Here is a 12,674-nt window from a genome sequence, read left to right as displayed (position 1 = left end):
CCCGGTCGCGCCGGCCGCGCCGGCAGCGCCACCAGCGTCCCCGGCCGCGCCGCCAGCCCCCCTACCACATGTCGAAATTTGTGAGTTACGGGTGGCGCTAGCGCCGGCCGCAGCGGCGGCGCCGCCCGCGCCCGGTGTGCATCGCACCAGGCCGGCACTTGCGCCGCCGCCACCGCCGCCTCCGGCGCCGACCAGCAGCGGCGCGTTTCCGGGCCGCGCGATTGCGCTCGATCCGCCGCCGCCGCCGCCAGCCCACTTGTCGTCAGCACTGAGCGGCACGTCCTTGCCCGCCCCACCGGCTCCGCCCGCGCTGTATCCGGTGCCTGCTGAGCCGCCCGCAGCCCTGATGCCGCCGGTGCCACCGGCCGTCGCCCCCCAGATCCGCAGGGTTTCGCCGGGGCTGACCGTGAAGGTTCCGGTGGCCTGGCCACCTGCTCCTCCCGCAGCGCCCTCGGTACCGCCACCCGCGCCGCCCGCTGCACCGGTGACGGTCGCCGTCACACTCGTGACGCCGGCCGGGACCGTCCAGTTCTCACCAGCGGCGTTCCTGAACTCCTTGGTGACCTCCGGCGCCGCCGCGACCGCGGGCTCCGCCTGGAGCAGTGCACCGGTCGTCGAGAGCCCGGTCAGTGCAAGGCTCAGCGCGACGAAGGCGGCAGGTGCTCGGAGGCGCGAACGCGCGGGTCCGGCACTGTGGGAAATCGGTTTCTGAGCGCGCACGAGCGCAGCACGAATTGCCATGTGATTCTGGTTCCATTCGGGAGATGGGCACAATCAGCCGCAACGCCCGGCTAAGGAGCGCGTCGCGTCGGCCGGGGTAAGCGGCCGCGCTGGGCCCCTTGGGTAAGAAGGGGCCCGCGACTGCGCACACCGGTCCGAGTATGGCGGAACGGCGTGCAGGTTCTCCACGCTAGGAGCGAGAGGAGGGAACCGTCAGTGACAACGGGGGAAACCGTCAGTTCTTGACGGGGATTACAGCCAATCGAGCATTGCTCAGGTGGGCTGGCCCTGGGGGGCGAGCGCGCGCAGCCCCCTGCGCGAGCTCAGTCCGAGCTTCGGCAGGACGTTGCGCATGTGGAAGTTCACGGTCGTGACCGACAGGAACAGGGTCTCCGCGATCTCGCGGTTGGTGTGCCCGCGCGCGGCATGCTGCGCGATCTGGCGCTCGCGGACGGTGAGTGCGCCGAACGGGTCTGCCGACACCGCTGCGCCGTTGCCGCCCGCCCGCTCCAAGAGGGCCAGCGTGCGCTCGAGATCTGGTGTGGCGCCCAACCGGGTGAAGACCTCGGCCGCCGTGGTCAGCTGCGCGATCGCCCCCGGCGCGTCCCCCACCCGCAGCAGGAAGCGGCCGTAGTCGGCGCGCGCTCGGGCGAGGGGGAAGGGGAAGAGCGCGGCATCCGGTTCGGCCACGGCACGCTCGTAGAGCGCCTTCGCGCTCTTGCGCCGGTCTGCTGCATCCTCAATTCGCGCCTCGAGCCAGAGCGCCGAACCGTAGTGCGGCTGCCAGCGTGCGGTCTCGCGGATGTCGGCGAGCGCTGCCCGCGCCTCGGCCACCCGCCCCAAGGCGGCGAGGGCCTCGACCTGGTAAGTCTTCCACCCGTGCGTCGTCGACACCATGGCTCGCAAGGCTGGGTCGGAGCAGGCGCGCAGCTGCTCAGCCGGATTGCCCATCGCCCGGGCCAGCTCGGCGGCCGCGACGGCCGCCATCGACGACTCGTAGCTCTCGTGCCGGCTGATCGTGGCGCGCTCCCCCGCCTCAAGCAGGGCCGCCACCTCGCTCGCGTCGCCGCGGGAGGCCGACACCAGGGCCGCCGTGAAGTGGGTGACGGGGCGCACGGTGAACGCCGTCTCGTCCATTGCGAGGCTGAGCGCCGCCTCGGCGCCGGCCTCGGCGCCGTCCCAATCGCCGAGCAGGTACTGCACATGGCTGAGGATGACGCGCACATGCCCGGCGGTCCAGGCGTGCGGGGAGCGAACGAGCGTGGCAGAGGCCATCAGCATGCCCGCGTGCACGGCCCCGACGTCGCCGGACTGCATCTGCACGCCGGCCCGTGTGACGAGCGCGTCGACGAGCTCTGGGGAGGCGTCCGCCCGCGCGATCAGCATGCTGAGCTCGCCGAATGCCGCACCGAACGCAGCCATGTCGCCGGAGCGCGCCGCGGCCGTGATGGCCCAGCCGAGCAGGCGCATGTGCTGCCCGTCGGCGGTGTGCATCCAGCGCAGGCGCTGGTCGGCGGCGGCCGCATCGCCGGGTCGCACGGCGTCGACGAGTGCGCGGGCCCGCACAACCTGGGCCGCGATCGGGCCGGTGTCCCCGGTCATGAGCTGGAACTGCGCCTGAATGCCCGCGATGTGCGCGGCGAGGATGCGGTCCGCCGCGCTGTCCGTCACCACGCCGGCAGGCGCAGCGGCCTCGCCGACCACCTGTTCCGCGACGGCCAGGGCCTCGGGAATGCGCCCCAACACGGCCAGCATCTCGACCGAGATCGCCGTCGCCAGCGCCCCGGCCGGCAGCGCCTCGGTGAGCGGCAGCAGGTCGAGCACGAGCTGGTGCCGTCGGAAGCGCATCGCCAGCAGGGCGATCTCGATCAGGATGTCGTCGTGCTGGTCGCCGGGCTCGCAGAGGAGCAGGATGCTGCGCAGGTAGCCGATCGCCTCGTCGGCCTGTGCGGGGCTGGCTGCCGAGCGCGCGATGTCGAGCACGCGGCCGAGCAGCGCGTCATCGACTGCGGATGCAGCGGCCAGGCTGTGCCGCAGGCCGCGCCGGCCGTCCAGAGCCTCGCCGGCGGCCCGGTGGACGGCCAGCGTCTCGCTCGCGCTCATGCGCTTCGTCACCGCATGGGCGAGCAGTTCGTGCCGGGGCTGCACCCACGTCTCGTCGCGCCAGCGCGAGCGCACCACGAGGCCCGCCGCATCGGCTGCATCCGCGTCGGCGGGCAGGCTCAGCGCCTGCGCGATGTCGGCGACGACGCGCTCCTCGACGGGGTCGCGCAGCACGGCGCAGATCTTGCCGAAGGCGCTGGCCTCCGGCGGGGCGGCCGCGGCGACCCGCGCGAACGGGTTGCGGGCGGCGTCGATGACGGGGATGGGGGCTTCCCAAATGTCGGCCTCGGCGTCCACGGCCGCCGTGTCGCGGCTGAGGGCCAGCGCCGTGTTCAGCAGGGCGGGGGAACCGCCCGTCGCCTCGCGGAGCGCCCTGGCACTGCGTTGGGAGACGCCGCGGTGCACGAGCCGGGCGGCGACGGCGCGCACCTGTTCGGTGCTGAGTGGTTCGAGGCGCAGTTCGGAGTGTTGCTCCGAGCGGCCGACGAGCCCGGCGAGGAGGTCGACGAGTGCGTTGGGCTCGGTCATCGGGCGGCTGGCGACGGCTGCGAAGAATCTGCCGTCGATGAGCCGCTGCACGGCGAAGCGCAGGGCGATCGCCGACTGCGGGTCGAGCCACTGGGCGTCATCGATGGCCAGGAACACGGGGGTGCGCACGCGGTCGAGGGCGGCCAAGATCAGCGCGCCCATCTGCCGCGGGTTGGCCTCGGCATCCGAGACCGGCTCGATGGGCCCCCGCGGCTGGAGCTGGCGCAACAGCCGCTCGGCCGCCGCGAACGGCACCTTGGCCTCGTAGGCGTCCGCCTTGAAGTACAGCGCCTTCCACCCGGATTTGACGGGCAGGATCGCGCGCAGGAGCTGCGATTTGCCCATGCCGGACAGGCCGGTGACCAGCAGGGTTCCGCTCTGCTGGGCCTCGATCATGCGCTGCGCGGCCTGCCGTTCCGCCGCGCGCTCGACATTCTCAACCGCGCTTTCTCGCATCATTGCCTTCCCCGTCGTTCCGAGGAACGCACCGTTCTTACCCTCCGGTATTCGGGACTCTACCGCACCGGCCGGGCGAGACTAGACAGAGCGGTCCACCCCGGCGCGCAGCACCGGGGTGGACCGCTCTGCGAACGCTACTTGCCCTCGACCGCCATGATGTCCGGGGCTTCCAGCCGCACGCGGTCGGCGGATGCGTCGTCCGGCTGTTCCTGCGACGCACGTTCGGCGGCGACCCGCTTGAGGTAGTTCGCCACTTCGAGCGCCTCGGTGTCCTCATCCCAGCCGAGCACACCGGCCATCAGCTTGGCGGCGACCGGAGCGGCCGAGACGCCACGGTCCCACGCCTCGATCGAGATGCGGGTGCGGCGGGCCAGCACGTCTTCCAGGTGCAGCGCCCCCTCGTGCGAGGTCGCGTAGACGATCTCGGCGGCCAGATAGTCGTCGGCCCCTGGCAGGGGCTCGCCGAGCGTGGCATCCGACTTGATGAGGTCGAGCAGTTCATCGGTCAGGGTGCCGTAGCGGTTGAGCAGGTGCTCGATGCGCACCCGGTGCACGCCGAAGGCCTGGGCGATGCGGCCGCGCTTGTTCCACGCCGCCTGGTAGCCCTCGGCCCCGAGCAGCGGGATGTCCTGCGTCGTTGACTGCGGGATCCGGCCGTCCAGTGCGTCGACCGCCGCGTCGATGGCGTCCTTGGCCATCACCCGGTAGGTGGTCCACTTGCCGCCCGCAATCACGACGAGCCCAGGCACGGTGTGCGCGACGAGGTGCTCGCGGGAGAGCTTGGAGGTCTGCTCGCTCTCTCCGGCCAGCAGCGGGCGGAGCCCGGCGTACACGCCCTCGACGTCCTCCCGGGTGAGCTGGATCGACAGCACGCTGTTCACGTGCTCGAGCAGGTAGTCGATGTCGGCAGCGGTCGCGGCCGGGTGCGCCTTGTCGAGGTTCCAGTCGGTGTCGGTGGTGCCGATCAGCCAGTGCCGGCCCCACGGGATCACGAACAGCACGCTCTTCTCGGTGCGCAGCAGCAGCCCCATCGCCGACTGGAAGCGGTCGCGCGGCACGACGAGGTGGATGCCCTTGGACGCCCGCACCTTGAAGGTGCCGCGCTCCCCCACCATGCGCTGGGTGTCGTCGGTCCAGACGCCGGTCGCGTTCACGACCTGCTTGGCCCGCACCTCGAACTTCTCGCCGGTCTGCAGGTCGTGCGCCTGAACGCCGACGACCCGCTGGCCGACCTTGATGAAGCCCTCGACCCGCACCCGGGAGGCGGCGTGCGCCCCGTAGAACGAGGCCGTGCGCACCAGCGACGACACGTAGCGCGCGTCATCGACCTGAGCGTCGTAGTAGGTGATGCCGCCGATCAGCGCGTCGTTGGAGAGCGACGGGATCAGGCTCTGCACCTGGCGCTTGCTCAGGTGGCGGTGGTGCGGCACCCCGGGCGGGCGGCCTCCGGTGTAGCTGAAGATGTCGTAGAGCAGCATCCCGGCGCCGACGTAGGCACGCTCAAGCACCCGCGTCTTCAGCGGGTAGAGGAAGCGCACCGGCTTGACCAGGTGCGGGGCGATGCGCTGCAGCAGCAGCCCACGCTCGATCAGCGCCTCACGCACCAGCCGGAAGTCGAGCTGTTCCAGGTAGCGGATGCCGCCGTGTACGAGCTTCGAGGAGCGGCTGGACGTTCCTGACGCCCAGTCGCGCTCCTCGAGGATCCCGACGCTCAGGCCGCGGGTGACCGCGTCCAGCGCCGAGCCGGCTCCGACAATTCCACCACCCACCACGAGGATGTCCAGCTCTTTCTCCTTGAGCCGGGCAAGGGCGGCCGCCCTCTCCTCCGGTCCGAGCTTGCTGGAACGCGTCACGCTGTTGCGCTGGGCCATCATTGCCTCCCGAGGTACGTGGTACTGACGGATTGCTGCCGGTGGAGCTGGTGCTGCCTGTGGTGCTGGTGGAACTGGTCGTGCCGGTGAAGCTGTCTTTCGAGGCTAGTTGCCCTGGTACGGGGCCACAACAACCTCGACCCGCTGGAACTCCTTGAGGTCGGAGTATCCGGTGGTTGCCATCGAGCGGCGCAGCGCGCCGACGAGGTTCGCGGTGCCCTCGGCCACGGGGGCTGGGCCGTAGAGGATCTCCTCGAGCGGGGCGACGGTGCCGACGTGCACGCGGTTGCCGCGGGGCAGCTTGGCGTGGTGCGCCTCTGCACCCCAGTGGTAGCCGCCGCCGGGGGCGTCGGTGGCGCGGGCCAGCGCGGTGCCGAGCATGACGGCATCCGCGCCGCAGGCGATCGCCTTGACGATGTCGCCGGAGGTGCCGAGGCCGCCGTCGGCGATCACGTGCACGTAGCGTCCGCCGGACTCGTCCATGTAGTCGCGGCGAGCGCCGGCGACGTCAGCGACAGCGGTGGCCATCGGAGCATGGATGCCGAGCGAGGCGCGCGTGGTCGAGGCCGCGCCGCCGCCGAAGCCGACGAGCACGCCGGCCGCGCCGGTGCGCATGAGGTGCAGGGCCGCCGTGTAGGTGGCCGCGCCGCCGACGATCACGGGAACGTCGAGCTCGTAGATGAACTTCTTGAGGTTGAGCGGCTCCTGGTTCTTGGAGACGTGCTCGGCCGAGACGGTGGTGCCGCGGATGACGAACAGGTCGACGCCGGCGGCGACGACGGTGCTGTAGAACTCCTGCGTGCGCTGCGGCGAGAGGGCGGCGGCGACGGGGACTCCGGCGGCGCGCACCTCGGCGATGCGGGCGGTGATGAGCTCCGGCTTGATCGGCGCGGAGTAGATCTCCTGCATCCGGGCGGTCGCCTTGGCGTCGCTCAGGCCGCGAATCTCGGCCAGCAGGGGCTCGGGGTTCTCGTAGCGGGTCCAGAGGCCCTCGAGGTCGAGCACGCCGAGGCCGCCGAGCTGGCCCATCATGATGGCGGTCTGCGGCGAGACCACTGAGTCCATCGGTGCGGCGAGGAACGGGATGTCGAACTGGTAGGCGTCAATCGCCCAGCTCACCGACACGTCCTCTGGGTCGCGGGTGCGCCGCGAGGGCACAATCGCGATGTCGTCGAATGCGTAGACACGACGTGCCCGCTTGGACCGGCCGATTTCAATCTCCATGCTCACCCCCCTAGCCTACCCAACCCTGCCGCCCGGTGATCGAGCTCGCCCGGATCAGCGCTCCCGCACCACCCGGGTCTCCGTCCACACCGGCTGCTCGGACTCGTACACGGCCCCATCCGCGCCGAACACCAGGTAGCGGTCGAAGCCGCGGGCGAACCAGCGGTCATGGGTGACCGCCAGCACGGTGCCGTCGAAGCGGGTGAGCGCATCCTCCAGCGCCTCGGCCGACACCACGTCCAGGTTGTCAGTCGGCTCGTCGAGCAGCAGCAGCGTCGCCCCGGAGAGCTCGAGCAGCAGGATCTGCAGGCGCGCCTGCTGCCCGCCGGAGAGCGACTCGAAGGTCTGCTCCGCCGCAGCCACCAGCCCGTAGCGGTCGAGCGCGCCGCTGGCGGCCTCGCGCGGCATGCCGTTCCGGTGGCTGTCGCCCCTGTACAGGATGTCGAGCAGCGTGCGGCCGGTGAGCTCGGGGTGCTCGTGCACCTGGGCGAACCAGCCGGGGACGACGCGGGCGCCGAGCACGGCCCGGCCCCCGTGCGGCACCGGCGCCAGCGTCTGTCCGATGGCCGTCACGTGGCCGAGCGTCGCATCCGGCTCGGTGCCGCCGAGGGCGAGCAGGCGCAGGAAGTGCGACTTGCCCGAGCCGTTCGAGCCGAGCACGGCGACCCGGTCGCCGTACCAGACCTCGAGGTCGAACGGCTTCATCAGGCCGCTCAGCTCCAGCTGCTCGCCGACGATGGCGCGCTTGCCGGTCCGCGCCCCGCGCAGACGCATGGTCACGGCCTGGGCGGGCGGCCTCTCCTCCGGCGGGCCGGCATCCTCGAAGCGGCGGAGCCTGGTCTGCGCCGCCTGGTAGCGGGAGGCCAGGCCGTCGTTGTACTTCGCCTTGACCTTCAGCGTCTGCACGAGCGTCTTCAGCGCCTGGCGCTGCTCGTCCCAGCGCCGGCGCAGCTCGTCGAGGCGCTCAAAGCGGGCGTCCCTGGCCGCGTGGTAGCCCTCGAAGCTGCCGCCGTGCACCCAGGCCGTGTTGCCGGCGGCTCCCAGCTCGATCGTGACGATGCGGTCGGCGGCGCGCGCCAGCAGCTCCCGGTCGTGGGAGACCAGCAGCACCGTCTTCGGCGTCTCGCGCAGCTGCTGCTCCAGCCAGCGCTTGCCCGGCACGTCGAGGTAGTTGTCCGGCTCGTCGAGCAGCAGCACCTGTTCCGGCCCGCGCAGCAGCGCCTCCAGGGCGAGGCGCTTCTGCTCCCCGCCGGAGAGGGTGTCGAGCTCCCGCCAGCGGGCTCGCTCGAACGGTACGCCGAGGGCGGCCATCGTGCAGTGGTCCCAGACCGTCTCCTGCTCGTAGCCGCCGGCGTCGGCGTACTCGGCGAGCGCGGTGGCGTAGCGCATCTGACTGGCGGTGTCGTCCTGCTCCATGATGGCGAGCTCGGATGCCTCCAGCTCCAGCGCGGCCTGGCGCACCCGGGCGGGGGCGACGGCGATGAGCAGGCTCGCCACGGCGCTGCCCGTCGACAGCGCCCCGTGGCCGATGAACTGGTCCATCACGCCGAGCCCGCCGTCGATGGCGATGCTGCCCTCGTCGGGACGCAGCTCGCCGCGGATGATGCGCAGCAGCGTGGACTTGCCCGCCCCGTTCGCGCCGATCAGCGCGGTCGTGGTGCCCTCGCCCACGCGGAACGCGAGGTCGGCCAGCAGCGGGCGGCCGTCCGGCAGCGAGAATGAGACGCCGTTGACGTCGATGTAGCCCATGGGTGACTCCAGTTCGGTGGCCGTGTGCGCGGCGCCACCGGGAGGGCAGCCGACCAGCATATGGGTTGCGCCCGCCGCGCGCCAGCCGCGTCCCGCGCAGCGCGTGCCGGCGCCGGCCTCTGGCGCCCGCGGCATCCGCGGGCCATGCTGAGGGCATGTCGAATGTCGCCGCCGAATCCCTGGACCGCCTGCGCACCCGCACCAGCGCGAAGTGGGCGCACTTCCCCGCCGACGTGCTGCCGCTGCCCGTCGCCGAGATGGACTTCCCGCTGGCCGAGCCGATCGCGGCCGCCCTGCACGACGCGGTGCGCCGCTCGGACACCGGCTATGCCGCCAGCAGCCTGCCGCAGGCCGAGGCCTTCGCCGGCTTCGCCGCCCGACGCCTGGGCTGGGCCGTCGACCCCGCCCGCGTCAGCAGCACCGCCGACGTGTCGATGGGCATCGTCGAGGCGCTCCGCCAGGCGGTGAAGCCCGGTGACGGGGTCATCATCACTCCCCCGATCTACCCGCCGTTCTTCGACCTGGCGCCGGAGGCCGGTGCCCGCATCGTCGAAGTGCCGCTGGCCGGCGGCATCGAGGACGGCTGGGCGCTCGACCTGCCCGCCATCGAGCAGGCCTTCGCCGACGGCGCCCGCGCCATGGTGCTCTGCAACCCGCACAATCCGGTCGGGCTCTGCCACTCGGCCGAGACGCTGCGGGAGCTCGCGGAGATCGCCGCGCGGCACAACGCGACGATCGTCAGCGACGAGATCCACGGCGCCCTCACGCTGGGCGAGGCGCAGTACGTGCCGTTCCTCAGCGTGTCGGATGCCGCTCGCGAGCACGGCGTCGCGATCACCAGCGCCAGCAAGGCATTCAACCTGGCCGGGCTGAAGTGCGCGCTCATCGTCACGGCGAGCGCCCGCGGCGACGCCCTGCGCGCGGCCATGCCCTACGAGGTGGAGTGGCGCACCAGCATCTTCGGGCAGATCGCCTCCATCGCGGCGTTCCGCGACGGCGACGCGTGGCTGGACGGCGTGCGCGGCACCCTCGATGAGAACCGCCGGCTGCTGCGGAGCCTGCTCGAGGAGCAGCTGCCCGGCACCCGCTACCGCCTCCCGGATGCCACCTTCCTGGCCTGGCTCGACCTCTCCAGCCTCGGCTGGGGCGACGACCCGGCCGGCCGCGCACTCGAGGTGGCCAAGGTCGCGCTCACCCCCGGCATCAGCTTCGGCGCCGAGGTGGGGCGCGGGCACGCCCGACTGAACTTCGCGTGCTCGCCTGAGGTGCTGAGGGAGGCCGTTGCGCGCATCGCAGCGGCGCGTTAGGCGCGGCTAGGCGCCGCCGGCCACCCGGATCGTCGTGCCCGTGATGAAGCCGGCCCCCGGCCCGAACAGCCAGGCGACCAGCGGTGCGACGTCCTCGACCTCGCCGGCACGACCGAGCGGCACCCGGGAGGCGACGCGATCCGGGCGCCCCGCATCGCCGGCATCCGCGTGGATGTCGGTGCGGATCGTGCCCGGCGCGACGCCGACGACGCGGATGCCCTCCGGGCCGACTTCCTTGGCCAGGCCGAGCGTCAGCGCGTCGAGGCCGGCCTTCGCCGCGGCGTAGTGCACGTACTCGCCCGGAGAGCCGAGCGTCGCCGCCCCGGAGGAGATGTTGACGATCACGCCGCCATCCCCGCCGAAGCGGGTCGACATCACCCGCACCGCCTCGCGCGCGCAGAGCACGGCCGCCGTGAGGTTGACGTCGATCACCGCCCGCACCGTCTCGGCCGCGGTGTCGGCCAGCGGCCCGATGTGCATCGTGGCCCCGGCGTTGTTGACGAGGCCGCCGACCCGGCCGAAGCGCTCCACCGCCACGGCGAACAGCCGCTCGATGTCGGCCTCCCTGGTCACATCGGCCTGCACGATCTCGCACCCGGCGCCGCCGGCGCGCAGCTCCGCCTGCAGCGCCGTCGCGGCATCCGCATTGCTGCGATAGCCGAGAACGAGGCCGTGCCCGGAGGCCGCCAACTCCCGTGCGATCGCCGCACCGATTCCGCGGGTTCCTCCTGTCACGACAATGGCTGAACGACTCATGTCTCTAGTGTGCCGGTTGAACTCTGCCTGCTGAACAGCGCTGGTTCAACACCGCCGGGCCACCCTCCGCGAGGAGGACGGACGGGCGTCGATTCCTCATTCTCCGGGTTCGGCGATCCGTGAGGTTTCTGGGAGCCAGATGGTGACGCGAACCTTTTCATCGGGAAGGTGCAACACCTCGTAGCGGTGAGCGGTGATTCCTCCATCCTGCGCGCGCAGGTGTTTGATCGAGGCGCGCCGGCGCTCGACGAGGTGCTCGTCCCACCACCTGTTGAACAGGGTGCTGCGCTCGCGCAACTCGGAAACAAGCGTCTGCAGGTCGGCGTCGAGAAGGTTCTCGGCGTTTGCGGCGCGGAGGTGGGCTACGGCACCGCGGGCGATCTCCTCCCATTCGACGAAGATCTCTCGCGCCCGGTTGTCTGTCATGAGGTAGCGACACGTGTTCCTCTCCCCGGGAGGGAGAAGTGCGAAGCCGTCGTAGAGCGCCAGCCCTTCGCTGTTCGCCGCGACCATGTTGCTGAGCCGGTCGAGCGCGTACGCGGGGTTCGGTCGGACGGCTTCAACCAGCGCTGCCAGGCGTTGGGCGAGTTCGAGATCGTCGCCGCGAGCGCCTCGAGACGACGGGGCCGACGGGGCCGACGAGCGGAGGCGGTAGAGATGTTCCGTGGCATCGACGCTGAGGCGGAGCACGCGGGCGATGGCGTCCAGCACCGCGTCGCTGGGATGGGCCTCGCGACCTTGCTCGAGGCGGGTGTAGTAGTCGACGCTGATCCCGGAGGCAGCCGCAACTTCTTCACGGCGCAGTCCCGCCACCCGTCGACGGTTCGCGCTGCTGTGCGTCAGAGGCTCGAGGCCAGTGTCCGCTCGCCGCGCGCGTAGAAACCCGCCAAGCTCATTCGGCACGCTCCACCTCCTCGGATTCTGGTGCGGCTGACGGGGTGCGGCACTCCTAGGAAGATTACGGCCTTCTGCCTCGGGCGCTCGGTCGGGAAGCTGGGTACAGCGCACGTCCAACGAGTTGAGGGAGTTTTCGATGGCGATCTACACGCACGGTTATCACGAGTCCGTTCTGCGGTCACACCGCTGGCGGACGGCGGCCAACTCGGCGGCATACTTGCTCCCGCTGCTGAAACCCACCGACCACCTGCTTGACGTCGGCGCCGGGGCGGGCACGATAACGGCGGACCTTGCCGGGTTCGTCGGGGAGATCACGGCTACCGAGATTGGCGCCGATGAGCTCGAGCTCACACGGCAGACGATCGCCGAACACGGCGTGGCGAACGTTGAGTTCCGGGTTGCCGACGTCCACGCCCTCGACTTTGACGATGACACCTTCGACGTCGTACACGCGCATCAGGTGCTGCAGCACGTCGCCGACCCTGTGAAAGCGTTGCGCGAGATGGTCCGGGTGACCAAGCCCGGCGGCATCGTGGCGGTGCGCGACAGCGACTACGCCGGCTTCAGCTGGTGGCCAGAGCTCCCGGCACTGGATACCTGGCTCGACCTCTACCGCACCGTGTCACGCGCCAATGGCGGCGAACCGGACGCCGGACGCCGGCTGCTTTCCTGGGCACACGCCGCCGGTCTCGACGAGGTCACCGCCACGTCAAGCACGTGGTGCTACGCCTCCCCGGCCGAGCGCGCCTGGTGGGGAGGAATGTGGGCCGACCGCATCCTGAACTCCGCGATCGCACGGCAACTCACCGACTCCAACCTGGCGACACCGGCTGACCTCCAGCAGATCAGCGACGCATGGCGGGAATGGGCCACCGACGAAGACGGGTGGATCTCCATCCTCCACGGCGAGATCATCTACCGCGTGGGCCCAGCCGGCGGCTGAGCGCACGGACGCAGAAGGCCCGCCTCCGGTGAGGAGACGGGCCATCAGTTGCCTGCCGAGGTGGACACGCGAATTGTTGCGTTGCGAGGCTGCCGCGGCACGCCCTCGACGCTGGCG

The 12,674-nt window shown here is 71.4% G+C and carries 8 protein-coding genes; 2 read left to right on the top strand and 6 right to left on the bottom strand.

Features of this window, described 5'->3' with window-relative positions; genetic code table 11:
- Positions 1 to 993 precede the first annotated feature (993 nt).
- The 4 genes from BLT62_RS05155 to BLT62_RS05140 all read right to left on the bottom strand — a co-directional run bounded on the left by BLT62_RS05155 (position 994) and on the right by BLT62_RS05140 (position 8,654).
- A complete protein-coding gene (locus tag BLT62_RS05155; protein WP_172829640.1) occupies positions 994 to 3,807 on the bottom strand; it encodes a helix-turn-helix transcriptional regulator in 2,814 nt (937 codons plus the stop codon).
- 137 nt (positions 3,808 to 3,944) lie between these two features.
- Positions 3,945 to 5,681: a glycerol-3-phosphate dehydrogenase/oxidase gene (locus tag BLT62_RS05150; RefSeq protein WP_083365316.1), complete on the bottom strand. Its 1,737-nt coding sequence runs from the start codon at positions 5,679 to 5,681 to the stop codon at positions 3,945 to 3,947.
- Between the two features lie 105 nt (positions 5,682 to 5,786).
- Entirely contained in the window at positions 5,787 to 6,905 is a 1,119-nt protein-coding gene (locus BLT62_RS05145; RefSeq protein ID WP_083365315.1) for a GuaB3 family IMP dehydrogenase-related protein, read from the bottom strand.
- Positions 6,906 to 6,959: 54 nt separating this feature from the next.
- A complete protein-coding gene (locus BLT62_RS05140; protein WP_083363093.1) occupies positions 6,960 to 8,654 on the bottom strand; it encodes an ABC-F family ATP-binding cassette domain-containing protein in 1,695 nt (564 codons plus the stop codon).
- A 155-nt stretch (positions 8,655 to 8,809) separates the two neighbouring features.
- On the opposite strand from BLT62_RS05140, the gene BLT62_RS05135 reads away from it, so the two are divergent.
- Complete coding sequence (locus BLT62_RS05135) at positions 8,810 to 9,961, top strand: MalY/PatB family protein (RefSeq protein WP_083363092.1); 1,152 nt, start codon at positions 8,810 to 8,812, stop codon at positions 9,959 to 9,961.
- Positions 9,962 to 9,967: 6 nt separating this feature from the next.
- On the opposite strand, the gene BLT62_RS05130 is transcribed toward BLT62_RS05135, so the two are convergent.
- Together BLT62_RS05130 and BLT62_RS05125 are read right to left on the bottom strand one after the other, a co-directional pair.
- A complete protein-coding gene (locus tag BLT62_RS05130; RefSeq protein WP_083363091.1) occupies positions 9,968 to 10,717 on the bottom strand; it encodes an SDR family NAD(P)-dependent oxidoreductase in 750 nt (249 codons plus the stop codon).
- A 96-nt stretch (positions 10,718 to 10,813) separates the two neighbouring features.
- A complete protein-coding gene (locus tag BLT62_RS05125) occupies positions 10,814 to 11,620 on the bottom strand; it encodes a helix-turn-helix domain-containing protein (protein WP_172829639.1) in 807 nt (268 codons plus the stop codon).
- Positions 11,621 to 11,750: 130 nt separating this feature from the next.
- Between BLT62_RS05125 and BLT62_RS05120 the strand changes: the two genes are divergently transcribed.
- Positions 11,751 to 12,557: a class I SAM-dependent methyltransferase gene (locus tag BLT62_RS05120; RefSeq protein ID WP_083363089.1), complete on the top strand. Its 807-nt coding sequence runs from the start codon at positions 11,751 to 11,753 to the stop codon at positions 12,555 to 12,557.
- Positions 12,558 to 12,674 lie beyond the last annotated feature (117 nt).

It is taken from the genome of Microterricola viridarii, from assembly GCF_900104895.1.
Lineage (GTDB): Bacteria > Actinomycetota > Actinomycetes > Actinomycetales > Microbacteriaceae > Microterricola > Microterricola viridarii.
This window is presented reverse-complemented; position numbering and strand designations above follow the sequence as displayed.